This window comes from uncultured Gemella sp. (assembly GCF_963537375.1).
Lineage (GTDB): Bacteria > Bacillota > Bacilli > Staphylococcales > Gemellaceae > Gemella.
Map to the genome: position 1 here is coordinate 32738 of NZ_CAUTDQ010000008.1, position 19018 is coordinate 51755.

The following is a 19018-nucleotide window of genomic DNA, read 5'->3' on the forward strand; positions in this document are numbered from 1 at the left end:
ATTTTAGTTAAGTACTAGGTAGTTTCATAGATAGTAATACTGGGTTGTATCATACATCATATGTATGGTGCAATCTACCTATATTTGGAAATTAAGGAGAAGTCATGGATATTTTTATATTGTTATTGATAGGAATATTAGTATATCTATTACCGATAAATAATGATTATCTAAGTGTGAAATCCACAACAGGATTAAAAGGATTTTTATCTTTAGGAATAGTGTTTCATCATTTATCACAGTCGGTAAGTACAGGGGGAGAATTTATTAACTTTAAATATATGGGAACATATATAGTTTCGATTTTTTTCTTTTTGTCTGCATATGGATTGTATACACAAAATGAAAGGAAAGAGAATTATTTAAATAATTTTTTAAGAAAACGGCTATCTAGAATTATTATTCCAGCTTTATTTGTTTCAGGGATATATGTAGTTTATTTTATATTTAATAATCAAACTTTACCGATTAGTTATTTTGTTGACCTATTTGTAAAAGGGGGGACGATAATAGCGAATGGTTGGTTTGTGGATGTAATCATTTTATTGTATATATTCTTTTATATGTCGTTTAAAGTTTTCAATGACAGAAGAAGAGCGATATTTTGTAATATACTTTTAATAATAATTTATATTATTTTAGCTATAATTTTAAAATATGATTTTTGGTGGTATAACAGCACTTTACCTTTCATGGTAGGTTTAGTTTGGGGGAAATATAAAGCAGAAATCGATGATTTGTTAAATAATAAGTATTTTATCCTGTTAATGATATCAACAGTATTATTATTTATATCTCATCATTATGATTTTTTACTGAGAAAAATGTATATATTGAATAAATATAGTTTGGCGTTAGCATCAAATTTAGATAATGTTATTTTCACTATTTTCTTTGTTCTGATAGTAAGGAAAATAGATTTCACCAACAAGTACTTATTGTTTTTAGGTAAAATATCATTTGAGTTATATATGATTCATGGACTGGTGATATCAATATTTGGAAAATATTTCGTGACATCTAGATTAAATGATGTTATATTTACAACTTCAGTTTTAATTGTTAGTATTTTCCTTGCGTGGTTAATCAATGTAATAATTAATAAAATTAGTATTAAGACAACCTAATTTGGTTGTCTTTTTTACTGGGTTTTCTTCTGTTATATCTAGAAATATGTTATAATAAAAAGATGGAATAAATTTGAAAACTGTTTATAAATATTCAGTTAAATAAGTAAGGTGAAAGATGAACATTGATAATAGATTTGAAACAGAAGCGGTAAAAAAGTATAGAGCTTCGATAGAAAAGAAGAAGATATCGTTATTTCTGAAATTACTTTTTGATAAGGTGCTGGCATTAATTTTGCTTATTCCTTTATCACCGATAATTTTAGGAATAGCTATCTGGATAAAACTTGATAGTGAAGGCCCTGTATTTTACAGGCAAGAACGTATTACAACCTATGGCAGAACTTTTAGAATCTTTAAGTTCAGAACTATGGTTAAAGATGCGGATAAGCTTGGAACAGCTGTAACTCAGCAAAATGATCCTCGTATAAGTAAGGTAGGACACAAGCTTCGTAAACTGCGTCTTGACGAACTGCCGCAACTTATCAACGTACTTGTAGGTGATATGAGTTTTGTTGGAGTAAGACCTGAAGTAGCGAAGTATGTAAATAAATACACAGATGAAATGAATGCTACATTGCTACTTCCTGCTGGTATAACTTCTCCAGCGAGTATTGAATACAAAGACGAAGATGAAGTTATCGAGAAATTCAAAGGAAGCGGACGAAGTGTAGATGAAATCTATGTGGAGGAAATTCTTCCGGATAAGATGAAATTTAACTTAAAGTACATTGAAGAATTCAGTGTTATAAATGATATTAAGATAATGATAAAAACTGCTATAGCGGTTGTTAAATAAAATTGAAGTATTAATTGAAAGTAATTAAAAATAATTAGGAGTTTGAGATGAAAAAATATAATATACCATTTTCTCCACCAGATATTAGTGATGGAGAAATTAATGAAGTAATAGACACTTTAAAATCAGGTTGGATTACAACTGGACCTAAGACAAAAGAATTAGAAAGAAGATTGTCAGAATTTACGAATACACCGAAAACTGTTTGTCTAAATTCTGCAACTGCAGCGTTAGAATTAACATTACGTGTTCTAGGTATTGGTGAAAGTGATGAAGTTGTCGTTCCTGCGATGACTTACACAGCTTCTTGTAGTGTGATTTACCATGTTGGAGCGAAGGCTGTTATCGTTGATATCGCTGAAGATAGTCACGAGATGGATTATGATGCTTTAGCTGATGCTATTACTGAGAATACTAAAGCTGTTATTCCTGTTGATTTAGCAGGTATTCCATGTGATTATGACAAAATTTTCGAAGTTGTTGAAAGCAAGAAACACTTATTCAAAGCTAATAGCGAATATCAAGAAAAACTTGGTAGAGTAGCTGTTGTAGCCGATGGAGCACATGCTTTAGGAAGTACTTATAAAGGTAAGAAAATTGGTTCTGTGGCTGACTTTACTACATTCTCATTCCACGCTGTGAAAAACTTCACTACTGCTGAAGGTGGAAGTGTAACTTGGAAAGAAAATGAAAACTTTGATAATGAAGAGTTATATAAAGAATACCAAATATATTCTCTTCATGGGCAAACTAAAGATGCTTTAGCAAAAACAAAAGCTGGATCTTGGGAATATGATATAGTTATTCCTGGATATAAATGTAACTTAACTGATATTGCGGCCTCAATTGGATTAGTTCAATTGGATCGTTATCCTAAACTTTTAGAACGTCGTGATAATATTATTAGTCAGTATAATAAAGGATTCGAAGGGACTAGAATTAAAGCTCTAAGTCACAGTTTAGAAGACTATAAATCTTGTGGACACCTGTATATAACTCATGTTGAAGGTGCAACATTTGAACAACGTGGTGAAATAATTGTAAAAATGGCAGAGCGCGGAATTAGCTGTAATGTTCACTATAAACCACTACCATTACTAACTGCGTACAAGAATTTAGGATTTGATATTGAAAACTATCCTAATGCGTATAATTATTATGTAAAAGAAATAACATTACCTTTACACACTAGACTTAGTGATGAAGATGTCGCTGTTATTATTGAAAACTTCAAGGAAATAGTTGAGGAGGTAGTAGGTGAGTAGTTGTGGGAATGAATTAATAAGCATAATAGTACCTGTATATAATGTTGAACAATACTTGAGAAAATGTGTAAATTCAATAATTAATCAAACATATAAAAATTTAGAAATAATTTTAGTGGATGATGGAGCTACTGATAATAGTGGTAAAATGTGTGATGAACTAGCTAAAACTGATAATAGAATAAAAGTCTATCATAAAGGAAATGGTGGTTTATCGGATGCAAGAAACTACGGTGTAGAAAGGGCGACTGGAGAATATATAGGATTTGTAGACAGTGACGATTATATAGATGAAGAAATGTATGACAAATTATATGAAGCTATAAAAAAAGAGGATACTGACGTAGCTGAATGTAATTTTAGATTTATTTATTCTAATAGAATTGCAAATTATACAGAGGGTAACTATTATTTAGTATTGAATAGAGATGAGTATACAAAAGAATATGTAAATATGAATAGAATTTTTGGAGCTGCGTGGACAAAATTGATAAGGAGCAGTTTAGCTAAAGAAATTAAATTTCCAAAAGGTAAGTTGTTTGAGGATGGTTTTTATTCGTTAGAGTTAATGAAAAAAGCTAGAAATTTTGTTATATTTGATAGCCCTTATTATAATTATGTAATGAGAGAAAATAGTATTACAAATTCAAAATTTAATGAGAAAAACTTAGATTTAATAGAAATTGCTGATGATATTTACGATTATGTTGTATCGACATATCCTTATCTAAAAAAAGAGGCTGCCAGACGAAAAATGTATTCTTATTTTAATACATTAGATGCAATAATTGTGAGCCCGGATTATAGAAATAAAGATTATTATAATAATATAAAATCATATTTTCATAAAAATTTTTTACAGTTACTTATAAATAATAAAATTTCGATTAATAGGAAGATAAGATTATTGATAATGTTAATAAATAAAAAAATGTATAAAAAAATATTACTTAAACATCATAGAAAGCTGATGGGGAAATAAATTATGTTAAATAAGGAAACATTGTACATTTTTAATACTCAATATCAATTTTTAGTAGCGTTGATAAAAGTAAAAGAGGATGGAACAGATTCATTAGCGATTGTTAATAGAAGATTAGATGAACGTACACAAAGAATATTGATTACAGAAAAAGTTGTAAAAGACATTATACATATAGATGAGAGTATTTTTGCTTTTTGTAAATCTATACCTAAAAGGCGTGAATTGAAAAAAAAATTAAAAAAATTTGATACAGTAAATATATTTATTGATCATTTTACAATAGGTGCTTATTTAGATAAATATAAGATTTCATATAATACAATTGAAGATGGCTATAATTTTTTTATGTATGAATATAGAGATTTTAGGGACAAACTTTTCACAAAAGAAGCAACTATTCAAGATTATAAAGAATTTATTAAACATAAGATTTTTCTCAAAAAATATAAACCCGGTTTTGGTAAGTATTGTCAATCAATAGAGATAAATGATATCTCGGTCGTCCCAAAAGATGAAAGATATCATAAGTTTAAAGAAGTTCCAAGAAAAAACTTATTTAATAATATAAGTGAAGAAAGAAAACAATTAATATTAAAAGTTTTTGGTGTAGAAGAACTTTCTGGAGTAACTGATAAATCAGTATTGATTTTAACACAACCACTTAGTATGGATGGTCTTTTGAATAGTAGTGAGAAACAATATGGATTTTATAAGAAGATTTGTGATAAATATTTATCTGAAGGTTATGGAGTATACTTAAAACCACATCCAAGAGACACTATTACTTATGAGAAAACGAATGGAGTAAAATTAATTGCACAGACTGTGCCTATGGAACTAATTGAGATGGTGAGTGATGTTAAATTTGAACGAATAATAACACATTCATCAACAGCCATAAACTTCTTAACATGTGGTAGAGAAAAAGAAATATTTTTTGATTTCAATACGAGAGAGTATGATGAAAAATTATTAGAAAAATACAATATAAATAAGGATGAACTGTAATGAAGAAGAACAAACTATTAAGTTCTAGTTTGGCTTATACAATAGGTAATTTATTAATACAAGGATTAAGTTTCATAACACTTCCAATATATACAAGAGTAATGACTCAAGAAGACTATGGTAATTATAATTTATATAGTTCTTGGGTGGGAATATTTTCTATATTCATTGGACTTCAAATAACAGGAAGTTTCAGTATAGCGAAAATAAAATATGAAAATAGGTTTAAAGAATATATTGCCACAAGTACAAGTGTAGCCACAATATTTTTTGTATTATTTTCTTCAGTTTGTTTGATGCTTAGTACTTACTTAGAAAAGATATTAGGATTTTCTACGGGAATATTACTATTTATATTAATCCAAGGATACTTCAGTCATTTACAAGGAAGTTTATCACAATATTATATTCAAACACAAGAAACAAAAAAACAACTTATATTGTCATTCTTTATGTCATTCGGAAATGTAGTATTATCACTTTTATTCCTATTCACATTAAAAAATGATTTTCTAGCTAGAGTACTAGGTGGAGTAATACCTGGGATAATTGTAGGTGCAATTTTCTTAATATTCATTTACAAGAATAGTAGTGTGATATTGGATAAGATATATGTTAGATTTATATTGATTACATCAATTCCTCTAGTATTCCACATTTTAGGACACAACTTACTAAGTCAATTAGATAGAATAATGATAGGAAGCTATATGACAGCTAAGGAAGTTGCGATATATAGTTTCGGGTATTCACTAGGAAGTATAGTGTCGATAGCGTTAATGAGTATGAATACTGCATGGATTCCATGGTTTTTTGAGGAAAAGAAAAAAGGAAATGTTGATCTGATTAATAAATATAAGGAAAGATATCTATTAATAGGGGTATTTTTAACAATAGGATTTTTATCTGTCTTTCCAGAATTAGTGTCAATAATGGGTAGTGCGGATTATAAAAGTAGTAGAGATTTTGTGGTATTAATAGTGATAAGTTGTTTTATAGTATTTTTATATACATTCCCTGTTAATATTCAATTTTATCATGAAAATACAAAATTTATCCCAATAGGAACTCTTTTGGCTGCCGGTATAAACTATATATTAAACTATATATTAATCCCGAAAAGTGGCATATATGGAGCTGCGATAGCTACAGTAGCTTCGTATGTATTATTATTGGTGTTTCATCATCTAATAGCTAAAATAAAATACAGATACAATGAGATAAGCTTTATCCAATATATAATTCTGACAGGAGTAGTGAGTATTTATGGTATATTTGCAAATATATTTATTGATAATTTACTAATAAGATGGGGTGGATGTTTAGTTGTATTTATAGTACTAGTTTTATACTATAAAGAAGATGTAGAAGAGTTAATGAAAAAAGTAAAAAATAGGAGAAAATAATGGTATATATAATAGCGGAAATAGGATGTAATCACAATGGAGATTTTAGCCTAGCAAAAAAAATGGTAGATGTTGCAGTTGAATGCGGAGTAGATGCCGTTAAATTTCAAACATTTAAGGCTGATTTATTAATATCTAAATACGCACCAAAGGCAGAATATCAAAAGAAAACAACAGGAACAGAAGATAGTCAACTTGAGATGACAAGAAGATTAGAACTTAGTTTTGAAGAATATCTAGAGCTTAGAGATTATTGTTTAGAAAAAGGGGTAGATGTATTTTCTACACCATTTGACGAAGAATCATTAGATTTTCTAATTAGTACTGATATGCCAGTATATAAAATACCGTCTGGAGAAATTACAAATCTACCATATTTAGAAAAAATAGGAAAACAAAATAAAAAAGTAATTTTATCAACAGGTATGGCAACTTTAGAAGAGATACATGCAGCAGTAAAAATATTAGAAGATAATGGAACAGAGGATATTTCAATCCTACATTGTACTACAGAGTATCCAACAAAATATCCAGACTTAAATTTAAACGTAATTTCAACGTTGAAAAAAGAATTTCCAAATCAAAAAATTGGATATTCAGATCACAGTATAGGATATGAAGTACCTATAGCGGCAGCGACTTTAGGAGCTGAAATAATAGAAAAACACTTTACATTGGATAATGATATGCCAGGTCCAGATCATAAGGCTAGTGCGACACCTAATATATTAGAAAGACTAGTAAAAGGTGTAAGAATAGTAGAAATGTCACTTGGAAAATATGAAAAAGAGCCAGTAGAGGCTGAAATAAAAAATAAAATAGTGGCGAGAAAATCAATAATAGCTAAAAAGGCTATAAAAAAAGGAGAAGTATTTACAGAAGAGAATATCATAACAAAACGCCCAGGAAATGGGATAAGTCCGATGAACTGGTATGATATTCTAGGAAAAGTTAGTGAATATGATTTCGAAGAAGATATGTTAATTAAACATAGCGAATTTAAAAATCAAGATTAAGAGGTAAAATATATGAAAAATGCATGTGTAGTAACTGGTTCACGAGCAGAATATGGAATAATGAGAGAGTTACTTTTAAAACTAAATAAAGAACAAAACATAAGACTTGATGTAGTAGTTACTGCTATGCATTTAGAAGAAAAGTATGGTAATACATACAGACAGATAGAAGAGGACGGATTAAGTATTATAAAAAAAATCCCGTTAAACTTAGAAAACACATCAAAAAAATGCGTAAGCAGATCGCTAGCTATTTTAACAGCAGGGTTATCAGAGTTATTTGAAGAAGTTAAGTATGATTTAATTATTATACTTGGAGATAGATATGAGATGCTTCCAGTAGTTAATGTAGCATTAATATATAATATACCAGTATGTCACTTACATGGTGGAGAAAAAACATTAGGTAACTTTGATGAATCGATTAGGCATGCGATAACAAAGATGAGTCACCTTCATTTGGTAGCTAGCGAAGAATTTAAAAAAAGGGTAATACAACTAGGTGAGGAAGAACATAACGTACACAACATAGGGGCTATGGGTGTAGAGAATGTAATAAAGCAAGATTTTCTAACAAGGAAGGAATTAGAAGAAACTTTAAAAATAGAGTTAGAAGAAGAGTATTATGTAGTACTCTTTCATCCAGTGACGTTAGAGGATGGAGGAGCATTAAAACAAATCCAAACGCTTCTAGAAGTATTATCAGAACAGACAAAGCAAGTAGTATTCATAGGATCAAACTCAGATACTGATTCAGATAAAATAATGAGCGAGATAGAAGAATATACTGAAAAACACAACAGTTCAAAAATATTCATTTCCTTAAAACCAAGGGAATATCATTCATTGGTGAAATATTCAAAAGGATTAGTAGGGAATTCATCTTCAGGTTTAATAGAAATTCCATCGTTAAAAGTTCCAACATTAAATATTGGAAATAGACAATTAGGAAGATTACGAGGACCAAGTGTAGTAGATGTAGATACGACAAAAGAAGGTATACAAAAAGGATTAAAAGAATTATCAAATATAAGAGATTTCTATAATCCATATGAACAAGAAAATTCAATAGGAAAAGCCAAATTAGCAATATTAGATTATTTATCAAAAGACAAAAGTATAATTAAAGAATTTAATGATATGGAGGGGAGATAATGAAGCAAAGAGTAGCATTTATAGGAGCAGGAAGCCATTCAGATGCAGTAAAACCCCATTTAGATATATATAACTATGAATTTGTAGGATATTTTGATGATAAGGATATCGAAGAATATAAAGGATATCCAATACTAGGAAAAACAAACGATGTATTAAAATGTCTTCATGAGAAAAAAATAGATAAAGTCTTCATAACAATAGGTGATAATAAAAAAAGAAAAGAATTGTTTGACTTAGTGAATGGAAAATATCCAGATGCATTTATAAACATAGTAAGTAGAGAAGCAACTATACTAACGGATTCAAGTATAAAAGGAAAAGGAATATTTATAAGCAGGTGTTTTATAGGATCTGAAGTAGAAATTTATGATAATTCAATAGTAAATACAGGAGCAATAGTAGAACATCATACAATAATAGCCCCACATTGTAACATCACCCCGGGAGCGATACTTAATTTTTGTAAATTAGGAGAAGGAGTTTATGTAGGTAGTGGAAGCACAATAATACAATTAGTAGAAATAGCACCATATACAATAATAGGAGCAGGGGCAACGGTAGTAAAAACAATAAAAGAAAGTGGAACCTATGTAGGAGTACCTGCGAGAAGGATCAAATAAGGAGAAGGATCAAATAAGGAGAAGAGAAATGAGAGCAGTATGTTTAATACCAGCACGAAGTGGATCAAAAGGATTAAAAAATAAAAATATGTTATTTTTTGATGGCAAACCATTAATATTCCATACAATAGATGCAGCAATAGAATCAGGATGCTTTGCCAAAGAAGATATATATGTAAGTTCAGATTCACAACTATACTTAGATATATGTAGAACAAGAGGAATAAGCACAATATTAAGAGATCCAGAGCTATCAAAAGATACGACACCGTCAAATTCAGTAGGATTAGATTTTCTAAGTAGGTTTGATGAAGATGTAGTATACGTACTATTACAGTTAACATCACCATTAAGAAGTGCAAAACAAATTAAAGAAGCGATGAAACTATTTGAAGAATCAAGAGAAGAAGGTGTGGAGAATGTAGTAAGTTATGTAGAATTAGATAAATCACCAAGGTTATTTACAAGTTTAGATGATAACAATTATATCCAAGAAAGTTTCGCTGCAGACAGAGGATATAGAAGACAAGATGAGAAGAAGTTATACAGAACCAATGGAGCGATTTATATAACTACTAAAAACTTCTATGAAAAAAATATAAGTTATTTAACACCAAAAACAAAAGCTTATATAATGGATAAAGAAAGTTCATATGATATTGACGATAGAAGTGATTTTATAGGAGCAATAGGAAGTAGATACTTTAACTATGAACTAAGAGAACAAAGAAATAAGAAATTTTATAAAGAAAAATATAAAGAATTCAAAAATACTGAATTAAAAGAGAATATAATTTTTGGTGATTCAAGACTAGTTAATTTAGAGTTAGATGGATATAGCAACTTAAGCTTAGGTGGAGTAACATTAGCTACTCTATTAGAAAACCTAGAGCAGTATAATGATGTGAAAATTAAGAAGATGTTAGTATCATTAGGTGTTAATGATATAATATCAAATTATAATAAAGAGATAATAAAAGAGAATTACAAAAAATTATTATTAGAAACAAATAAAAGAAATATAGAACTAGTTCTAACAACAATTGGGTATGCACTATTTAGAGATAGTGTGGATAATGAAATAGTAAGAGAGTTAAATGAATGGTTAGAAGACTTTACAAGAGAGAACAAAATAAAGTTAATAGATATAAATAAAGATCTTTCTGAAGATTATCATTTGAAGTATAAATACACAAATGATGGGTTACATTATAATGATGAAGGTGAGAAAGTGTTGTTTGAAGAAATCAAGAAGAGAGCAATAAAGTAATGAATATTTTATTAAGTAAAGAGAAATTTGTAGAAGTAATATTTAAATATCCAATAGCTTATTTTTCTATATTTTTCTTATATTCTACAAGATCGCAATATTACGTAATAGACAATATAGCAACTTATGATTCTATCATTCATAATCTTTTAATTTTTTGGGGATTGGCGATAATTTTTTATTGGTTTAAAGCTAATAGAAGGGTATTTAATTATAATAAAAGATTCATATTCTTTTGGATAGTATCAAGTGTTATAACGATTATTGTAAATATATTTCAAATTCGTTTTGATTCTATTAGATCAGCGATATTAACTATTATAGTTATTGTAACTTTTTTATATGGCTATAATATACTTAGAGAACGATATACAGATGCTGAAGTGTTTAAGTATGTTTTTTATCCAAGTATTTTTTTAAAATTTATAAGTAGTCTAATTTCATTGAGTATGTATTTTTATAATATGAGTATATTTGTAATTTCAGAGTTGCCAAATCCGTATACATATGGATTACGTTATGTATCGCTGGGAAATGGTACTTATAATTTATTATTATACGGAACATTTTTTAGTCCGAATAAAGAAGTAATGCAGGCAATACCACTAATGTTGGTTACTACGTATATACTATTAAGTAAAAAAATAGCAGTAAATAAATTTGAAAAAATAATATTATATGTATTTTTTGTTCTTGAGTATATTGTTGTAGCTTTGTGCAATTCTAGAGGAGCTTTATACTCAATAACTGTAGTTATAATACTATTTATCGTTATTGTTATAATTAGGAAGAATAGAGGAAATAGTAATATATCAATAAAAAAAGTTTTATTATTGGTAGCCTCACTGTGTATTATGTTGCTAGGATATAGTGAAGTGAAAGTAATTTCGGCAACTATAGTTAGTAAAATAGATTATAAACGTCATATTTATGAAAATCATAAAGGAAGTATTATTAAAATTAGTGAAGAAGATATAAGAAACAATGTTGACTACGATAAATATAGGGGGAAAATATTTGAATATAATCCGGAAGATAAAAAAGATAAAACAGAGAAAGAAATAAAGGATAAAATTGTAATAGATAAGGAGGATTCTGGAGAGGAACTAGGGAATGGAAGGGTTTCAATTTGGAAAGAAACGTTAAGAATGTTTATAAAAAAACCTATTTTTGGGATAGGACAAGGGATGAATACCGAATTTGCCAAAAAATTTGAATCAAGTAAATTTCCTATATTATATAATGGGGTAGCTATTCATAATAGTTACTTAGCATTATTGCTATTTCAAGGTGTGGTAGGAGCATTAGTAGTATTTTTATGGTTGTTTAAAGTATTAATTAGTTTTTTAAAATTTGAGTTGAAAAATAATAATAATATTGAATTTTCAATAATGCATATGAACTTATATTTTATTTTGATTGTATCTTTATTTTTAGATGTTATTTTTATACGTGATGAATTTACACAATTAATGATGTTATTTAGTATAGGATATTTAATGCAGATAAAAGGAGATTAAAATGTCAGAGATGTTAAGTATAATAGTACCAGTCTATAATGTTGAACAATATTTGGAGAGGTGTGTAAATTCAATAATTAATCAAACATATAAAAATTTAGAAATAATTTTAGTGGATGATGGAGCTACTGATAATAGTGGTAAAATGTGTGATGAACTAGCTAAAACTGATAATAGAATAAAAGTCTATCATAAAGGAAATGGTGGTTTATCGGATGCAAGAAACTACGGTGTAGAAAGGGCGACTGGAGAATATATAGGATTTGTAGACAGTGATGATTATATAGACGAAGAAATGTATGAAAAACTATATGAAGCTATAAAAAAAGAAGATGTAGATGTAGCTGAATGTAATTTAAAGATAATATATCCAGATAGGATAGAATTATTTACTGAAAAAGATTATCATAAGGTGTGTTCAAAGAAGGAGTATTTAGAAGAATATTTAAAAATAGAGAATATATTTGGTTCAGCATGTGTAAGATTAATTAAATCGGATGTTGCGAAAAAAATTAAGTTCCCAGTTGGAAAGCTATATGAGGATACTTATTATGCTTATGATTTAATAGAAAAAGTTGATAGGTATGCTATAATGAATAACCCATATTATAACTATCTTATGAGAGAAAATAGTATAACAAATGCAAAATTTAATCCTAGAATTTTTGATCTTATTGAAATAGTTGACAAATTTCATGGTACTGTTTATAAAGATTATTTTAGTTTGAAGGAAGCTGCAGATTGTCGTAAAATGTATGCATATTTTTCAGTTTTAAATAGTGTATTGTTAGAAGAAAAATTCAAGAATAATAGTTACTATCAATTAGTAATGAATTATTTTAAAGAAAATTATAAGGAATTATTGAAAAACAAATACATAAATCGTAACAGAAAATTAAGTATATTATTAATTAAAATGAATATTAATCTTTATAAAAAAGTATTGATGAGATATAAAGCAGTTTTAGCAGGAAATTAGGTGGTTTTTTATGAATAATGAATTAATAAGTATAATAGTTCCAGTATATAAAGTAGAGAAGTATTTGGAAAAATGTGTAAAGTCCATTTTGAATCAAACTTATACGAATTTAGAGATTATTTTGGTGAATGATGGATCTCCTGATGAATGTGGACGATTATGTGATGAACTTGCCAAAGTAGATGATAGAATAAGAGTTTTCCACAAAGAAAATGGTGGATTATCTGATGCACGAAACTATGGAGTAGAAAGAGCAAGTGGCGAGTATATAGGTTTTGTTGATAGTGATGATTATATTCATGAAAGTATGTACGAAAAATTATATGAGGCGATAAAGAAATCAGGAACAGAAATCTCTGAATGTGGAGTTACAAGGGTTTATAAAAATATGTTAAGACCACATTATGAGGGAGAAGATTATTTCTTAATTTTAGACAAACAAGAATACTTAGAAGAATATTTGGAGAATAGACGTTTGTATGGATCAGCATGGTGTAAATTAATTCAAAGGGATTTAGCAAAAAAAATAAAATTCCCAACTGGGAAAATTTATGAGGATGCATTTTATACTCTCGAGCTATTGGGAAATGTTAATAAATTTACTATTATAAGTGGTAATTATTATTATTACTATATTAGAGAGAATAGTATAACAACAAGACCATTTAGTTCAAAGGATATGGATTATGTTGAAATAATGGATCGAATACGTGATTATACTTTATCTAACTTTCCGAAATATAAAGACCAATTACTTGTTAGGTTAACATATGCTTATCTATCTATATTTAACCAATTAATAGAATTGGATAATTATAAAACAAAAAAAGAGTATAAAGTATTGAAAAATAAGTTGAAAGATAGTTACTTTAAAGTTTTAGCTAATAAAAAAGCACCTAAAAATTTAAAGTTAGCATTAGTGTTATTAAGTATTAATGAAAGATTATATAAATTTATATTATCAAAATATAAGAAATATGAGAGTAATGAATAAAATGAGAAGGGGAAGTCAATGAAAAAAGTACTAATAGTCATTCCATCTTATTCTAAGGGTGGAGGGGCTGAAAAAATCTTATCAAATATCTTGAATAATGGTGATTTCTCTGAATACCAAATAGATATAGTGGAAATTGATAGAGGATATAATGGACTAGAAGATTTGCCTGAAAATATAAAGGTGATTAAAAGTTATTATTATGAAAAGTACCCAACTGTAATACGTCTTATTTTAGAACAATTTGGAAAAAGGTTCCCAAGAGTACTGAGGAAATATCTGGTGAAAAAAGACGATTATGACGTAGAAATAATGTTTGAAGTTATGTACCCAGATATTCCATTTTCAAAGAGAGATATAAAAAAAATATATTGGGTTCATGGAAGTATAGAAGGATTTTCTAATACTTGGAGAGAATCTAGATTTGGGAAATATTTTCGAGATGCAACAAGAATTGTATCAATCTCTAATAAAACAGAGAAATCTATAATAGATTTGTATCCAAATCAAAAAGAAAAGTTAATTCGTATATACAATGGGTATAATTTTAAGAATATACTAGAAAAATCAAAAGAAGAAATTTTTGATAACATACCTGAAAATTCTATTTGTTCTATAGGTAGAATTGAAGAACAGAAGGGTTCAGATAGAACGTTAGAATTGATTAAAATTTTACATGAAAAAGGATATAAATATCACATGTATTATATAGGAACAGGCAAATTAGAAAAGAGTTTGAAGGTAAAAGCAAAAGAGTATGGTTTATCTGAGTATGTTCATTTTTTAGGGTATCAACATAATCCATATAAATATTTAAAATATATGAAATGTCTTGTTTCAATGTCGAAACAAGAAGGTTTTCCAGGTGTTTATGTAGAGTCTTTATCATTAAGTGTCCCTTTTGTTTCGACTGATGTAGGTGGAGCAGAGGAGCTTTCTCGAGATGGGGAATTTGGTAAGATAGTAAAAGATAATATGGAAGCGATAAGAGCTATAGTTGCCTATGTAGAAAATTCATCGGAAATAAAAACAAGTGATTTTCTAATGGATTTTAGTTTGGAGAAACAAGTGAAAAGGTTTCAAGAAATAATAAACTAGTAGTAGGAGTTTGTAAATAGAAACTAGCTTATTAATTTTGCAAAAGTAGTTGTTAATACAACTTTGGAAAAGGATACGAAGATTTATAAATCATACGAGTTAAGGATATTTATTGATATTTTTCTTACTTCTAATTTTGTCAATAAGAGAATTATTTATTCATAATTATAATCTAAAAGTTTTAAATTATTATTATTATTATTTAGCAAGAGAAAAAATATTATATATGGAGATAATTTCTTAAAAGAAAATATTAGAAGTTCATTTTTGAGATAATTTTATAGAGACTGTATGAAATTACCTACATAGGAAGAAAGATATTATACTCATGAATTCAGTGATTATAAATTACTTTAATATTATTGTAATAAAATAGTGCTATTTATTACTAGATTGTAATTTTAATAATCTCTAGTGGCTATTAATGTTTTAATAATTCCTGAGTTTTTATTTGACTTGTATGAATATAACTTTTATTAATAATACCTCTGTATTTACCATATTTTGTGTTACAATGATAAATGCTGAAGAATTAAAAGAATATTTTTATGGAATTCCAAAGAATATGAATTTTAATTCAAATGATATTTTTAAGATGTTAAAAAGGAGAATATAGTGGATATTTTTATATTACTATTAATTTCATTATTTGTTTATCTTATACCGAGAACAGATGTCGACTATTTAAGTAATAAATCAACGAAATCCCTAAAAGGTCTATTAGCTTTACTAATAATTTTCCATCATGTCTCTCAAAAAATTACTACTGGTGAAAATTTTTCGAATTTTGAATACATGGGTCGATATATCGTTGCATTGTTTTTCTTTCTGTCTGGTTATGGACTGTATTTCCAGTATAGTAACAATGAAAATTACATGGGAAATTTTTTAAGAAAAAGATTAGCTAGAATACTTATACCATTTTATGTTTTTATACTTATTTATGTATTTTATAGAGCGACATTAGGCGAAGTTGTTAATGTAGACTTTTTCATATCTTTTTGGAAAGACCACAGCAATATAATTTATAATGGTTGGTTTGTCAACAGTATAATAGTTTTATATGTTATTTTCTACGTTTCTTTCAAAAAGAAAGATTCAAAAACTTCGTTTTATATGCTAACAGTTTTAACATTAGTTTATATTTTTTGGAAAGTGTATCAGAATCATGGGGACTGGGAATATGTTAGTATAATGGCGTTCTTATTAGGTGTATTTTGGATGAAAAATAGGATTTCTATAGATAAATATATAGAGGAAAATTATTTTGTTTTTCTCATTTCATTTAGTATACTGATGTACGTATTTCGTCATTATGAAGCTATTATGAAAAATATAGGTATTACAAATAAATATGTTTATTACGGAATAGTTGGAAATCTGTGTACAATGATCTTTGTAGTTTATTTTTTATTATTAACAAATAAACTCAATTTCTCAAATAGATATCTGGATTTTTTAGGAGATATATCATTTGAAATATATATGATTCATGGTTTAGTTATGCATTATTTTGGTAAGTTTTTGTTTCATCACGAGTTAATGATGTAATCTATACTATTGTTGTATTCCTTGCTAGTATTATTTCTGCATACTATATAAAAAAATTAATAATTGTTATTGAAAAGAAGCTTATAAAAGCTGTTTAATATATTTTATAGTTTATGTTTAGGATAGAATGTTTATTTTATCCTAATTTTCAGGTTGTTGACAAATGCAAAATATGGATGAGTCAACAGCCTATTTTTAATGAGAAAAAACGCTAAAAATGTTATAACTTAAGTATATAGAGGAGGTTTTTAGTATGTTTAATAGAGAAGAAAATATAAAAGATGAAATAATATTAATGACATTATCAGAAATAGTTCCTAAAAATCATTTTTTGAAAAAAGTAGCCGAAGCAATTGATTTTAAATTTATTTATGATTTAACAGAAAAATACTATAGTCTCATATCAGGTAGAAATAGTTTAGACCCTGTTGTGCTATTCAAATTGGTATTTTTAAAAGATTTTTACGGAATAAAATCTATGAGAGAAATAATAAAAAGAATAGAAACAGATGCTGCATTTAGATGGTTTTTAGGGATACCATTCTCTAAAACAGTTCCTCACTACTTTACATTTTCACAAAATTATATCCGACGATTTCAAGGAACTGACGTATTCGAGCAAATATTTATAAATATAGTAAACCAAGCAATTGATAAAAAATTAGTAGGTGGTACAGAGTTATTTACTGATTCAACACATATAAAAGCCAACGCAAACAAAAGAAAATTCAACATAGAAGTAACTACAAAAGTAAAAGAAAGAAAATTAGACTTAGAAAAAGAAATAAACGAAGAGAGAGAAAAAATAGGAAAAAAGCCTTTTGAATATAAAGAAAAAGAAGAACTAAAAAGACAACGAGTTAACACAACTGATCCGGATAGCGGTTATTATCACAGAGATCATAAAGAAGAAGGTTTTATGTATTTAGACCATAGAACAGTAGATGGGAAAAATAATATAATCATGGATTGTCACATAACTCCAGGAAACGTTCATGATAGTGGTCCATATATAGATAGATTAAATCAGATAGAAAAAAATTTCGGATTAACCTCAGGGAAAGTTGTGTTAGATAGCGGATATTATTCTCTAGACATACTAAAACAATTAGATAAAAAAACATATTTTCAGTAATAGGATATAGAAGATTCTCAAAATTAAAAGATAAAAAATATTTCAAATACTTACCAGAAAAAGATATATTTGTAGATAAGAGAATAGGAGAAATATTTAGATACAGAAATATCGATAGAAATGGATATAAACAATATAAAAGTGATGATAAAAATGAAAAAAAATAATAAGACGTCATATAAACGCAAATTATTATGATGAATCCAGATTGAGACGTTTATCTAAAGAAGGAAAGATACTGTATAAAAGAAGAAAAGAAACAGTAGAACGTAGTTTTGCAGATTAAAAATAAAATTATGTATGTAGATATTCGCAATATAGAAGGGAAACCAAAGTACAGTCGTACGCTTGGTTGTCTTGTTGCGTTCAAAGTATGAAAACAATAGCACTAAGAGAGGTATAATCTTTCCTTAATACTAATGATACTTGGTTATATGGCTTATTTTTTTGAAAAATGACCAAAACATCAATATTTCAATTGATATTTTGGCTATTTTGTCAACAATCTGTGAATTAGGATAGAATGTTTATTTTATCCTAATTTTATTAATTTTGTCATTAACTTGTAATGAAGTTTATTGGAGGGAAGTGGTATAATAAAATAGTGAACATTAATTATTAGGAGATTATAAAAACATGGGATATAAATTAAAATGGGGGTTAGGAATACTGGTGGTATTGGCAACACCAATTACAGTAAGTACTGTAACTAGTAATGATGTGCATGCTGAATATAAAGGATCAACTTTTTATCACAACAATAAACAAGCCAATTGGTGGTATAATGATGGGACAGGTTGGTATTTCTTCCAAAATGGTAAGAAATATACAGGATATGGAAGAGATAATGCAGGAACACATTACTTTGTAAATGGGAAATATGCAGAAGAGAAAAAAGCTCCAACAAGAGGATATGTGAATGGAGTATTCTATGTAAATGGGAAAGCAGCAAACTGGTGGTATGATGATGGAACAAACTGGTATTTCTTCCAAAATGGTAAGAAATATACAGGGTATGGAAGAGATAATGCGGGAACACATTACTTTGTAAATGGGAAATATGCAGAAGAGAAAAAAGCTCCAACAA

The 19018-nt window shown here is 27.7% G+C and carries 16 protein-coding genes and 1 pseudogene; all 17 read left to right on the forward strand.

All coding sequences use genetic code 11. From position 1 onward, the window contains the following. Positions 1-104: 104 nt before the first annotated feature. The gene (locus tag RYK99_RS02760) at positions 105-1127 is read left to right on the forward strand and encodes an acyltransferase (RefSeq protein WP_314989915.1); all 1023 of its coding nucleotides are present in this window, start codon (positions 105-107) and stop codon (positions 1125-1127) included. A 118-nt stretch (positions 1128-1245) separates the two neighbouring features. Continuing rightward, a complete protein-coding gene (locus tag RYK99_RS02765; RefSeq protein ID WP_314989916.1) occupies positions 1246-1926 on the forward strand; it encodes a sugar transferase in 681 nt (226 codons plus the stop codon). 47 nt (positions 1927-1973) lie between these two features. Next, the gene (locus tag RYK99_RS02770) at positions 1974-3191 is read left to right on the forward strand and encodes a DegT/DnrJ/EryC1/StrS aminotransferase family protein (RefSeq protein WP_314989918.1); all 1218 of its coding nucleotides are present in this window, start codon (positions 1974-1976) and stop codon (positions 3189-3191) included. Then, the gene (locus RYK99_RS02775; RefSeq protein WP_314989920.1) at positions 3184-4173 is read left to right on the forward strand and encodes a glycosyltransferase; all 990 of its coding nucleotides are present in this window, start codon (positions 3184-3186) and stop codon (positions 4171-4173) included. Before RYK99_RS02770 ends, RYK99_RS02775 begins: the two co-directional genes overlap by 8 nt. A 3-nt stretch (positions 4174-4176) precedes the next feature. Further along, entirely contained in the window at positions 4177-5184 is a 1008-nt protein-coding gene (locus RYK99_RS02780) for a glycosyltransferase family 52 (protein ID WP_314989922.1), read from the forward strand. Further along, on the forward strand, positions 5184-6590 hold the full coding sequence (locus tag RYK99_RS02785) for an oligosaccharide flippase family protein (protein WP_314989923.1): 1407 nt from the start codon (positions 5184-5186) through the stop codon (positions 6588-6590). Before RYK99_RS02780 ends, RYK99_RS02785 begins: the two co-directional genes overlap by 1 nt. Then, entirely contained in the window at positions 6590-7606 is a 1017-nt protein-coding gene (gene neuB, locus RYK99_RS02790; RefSeq protein WP_314989925.1) for an N-acetylneuraminate synthase, read from the forward strand. Before RYK99_RS02785 ends, neuB begins: the two co-directional genes overlap by 1 nt. Positions 7607-7618: 12 nt before the next feature. Beyond that, positions 7619-8761: a UDP-N-acetylglucosamine 2-epimerase gene (gene neuC, locus RYK99_RS02795; protein WP_314989927.1), complete on the forward strand. Its 1143-nt coding sequence runs from the start codon at positions 7619-7621 to the stop codon at positions 8759-8761. Continuing rightward, complete coding sequence (locus RYK99_RS02800) at positions 8761-9384, forward strand: NeuD/PglB/VioB family sugar acetyltransferase (protein ID WP_314989929.1); 624 nt, start codon at positions 8761-8763, stop codon at positions 9382-9384. Before neuC ends, RYK99_RS02800 begins: the two co-directional genes overlap by 1 nt. Positions 9385-9412: 28 nt before the next feature. After that, the gene (locus RYK99_RS02805) at positions 9413-10654 is read left to right on the forward strand and encodes a cytidylyltransferase domain-containing protein (protein WP_314989931.1); all 1242 of its coding nucleotides are present in this window, start codon (positions 9413-9415) and stop codon (positions 10652-10654) included. Then, positions 10654-12174 carry an O-antigen ligase family protein gene (locus RYK99_RS02810; RefSeq protein ID WP_314989932.1) on the forward strand — a complete coding sequence of 507 codons (1521 nt, stop codon included), beginning with the start codon at positions 10654-10656 and terminating at the stop codon, positions 12172-12174. Before RYK99_RS02805 ends, RYK99_RS02810 begins: the two co-directional genes overlap by 1 nt. A 1-nt stretch (position 12175) precedes the next feature. After that, a complete protein-coding gene (locus RYK99_RS02815; protein ID WP_314989933.1) occupies positions 12176-13153 on the forward strand; it encodes a glycosyltransferase in 978 nt (325 codons plus the stop codon). Between the two features lie 10 nt (positions 13154-13163). Next, positions 13164-14147 (forward strand): glycosyltransferase, encoded by a 984-nt coding sequence (locus tag RYK99_RS02820; protein ID WP_314989935.1) that lies wholly within the window; start codon positions 13164-13166, stop codon positions 14145-14147. An 18-nt stretch (positions 14148-14165) separates the two neighbouring features. Then, complete coding sequence (locus tag RYK99_RS02825; RefSeq protein WP_314989936.1) at positions 14166-15245, forward strand: glycosyltransferase; 1080 nt, start codon at positions 14166-14168, stop codon at positions 15243-15245. A 615-nt stretch (positions 15246-15860) separates the two neighbouring features. Next, complete coding sequence (locus RYK99_RS02830) at positions 15861-16796, forward strand: acyltransferase (RefSeq protein WP_314989938.1); 936 nt, start codon at positions 15861-15863, stop codon at positions 16794-16796. A 253-nt stretch (positions 16797-17049) separates the two neighbouring features. Then, positions 17050-17931, forward strand: coding sequence for an IS1182 family transposase (locus RYK99_RS02835; protein WP_314989939.1), 882 nt, complete (start codon positions 17050-17052; stop codon positions 17929-17931). 636 nt (positions 17932-18567) lie between these two features. After that, a pseudogene (locus RYK99_RS02840) lies at positions 18568-19018 on the forward strand (hypothetical protein); the annotation flags it as partial.

Excerpts from the sequence above, each read along its gene's own strand:
- RYK99_RS02760 (WP_314989915.1), top strand. The coding sequence starts at position 105 with ATGGATATTTTTATATTGTTATTGATAGGAATATTAGTATATCTATTA.
- RYK99_RS02765 (WP_314989916.1), top strand. The coding sequence starts at position 1,246 with ATGAACATTGATAATAGATTTGAAACAGAAGCGGTAAAAAAGTATAGA.
- RYK99_RS02770 (WP_314989918.1), top strand. The coding sequence starts at position 1,974 with ATGAAAAAATATAATATACCATTTTCTCCACCAGATATTAGTGATGGA.
- RYK99_RS02780 (WP_314989922.1), top strand. The coding sequence starts at position 4,177 with ATGTTAAATAAGGAAACATTGTACATTTTTAATACTCAATATCAATTT.
- RYK99_RS02785 (WP_314989923.1), top strand. The coding sequence starts at position 5,184 with ATGAAGAAGAACAAACTATTAAGTTCTAGTTTGGCTTATACAATAGGT.
- neuB (WP_314989925.1), top strand. The coding sequence starts at position 6,590 with ATGGTATATATAATAGCGGAAATAGGATGTAATCACAATGGAGATTTT.
- neuC (WP_314989927.1), top strand. The coding sequence starts at position 7,619 with ATGAAAAATGCATGTGTAGTAACTGGTTCACGAGCAGAATATGGAATA.
- RYK99_RS02800 (WP_314989929.1), top strand. The coding sequence starts at position 8,761 with ATGAAGCAAAGAGTAGCATTTATAGGAGCAGGAAGCCATTCAGATGCA.
- RYK99_RS02805 (WP_314989931.1), top strand. The coding sequence starts at position 9,413 with ATGAGAGCAGTATGTTTAATACCAGCACGAAGTGGATCAAAAGGATTA.
- RYK99_RS02810 (WP_314989932.1), top strand. The coding sequence starts at position 10,654 with ATGAATATTTTATTAAGTAAAGAGAAATTTGTAGAAGTAATATTTAAA.
- RYK99_RS02815 (WP_314989933.1), top strand. The coding sequence starts at position 12,176 with ATGTCAGAGATGTTAAGTATAATAGTACCAGTCTATAATGTTGAACAA.
- RYK99_RS02820 (WP_314989935.1), top strand. The coding sequence starts at position 13,164 with ATGAATAATGAATTAATAAGTATAATAGTTCCAGTATATAAAGTAGAG.
- RYK99_RS02825 (WP_314989936.1), top strand. The coding sequence starts at position 14,166 with ATGAAAAAAGTACTAATAGTCATTCCATCTTATTCTAAGGGTGGAGGG.
- RYK99_RS02835 (WP_314989939.1), top strand. The coding sequence starts at position 17,050 with ATGTTTAATAGAGAAGAAAATATAAAAGATGAAATAATATTAATGACA.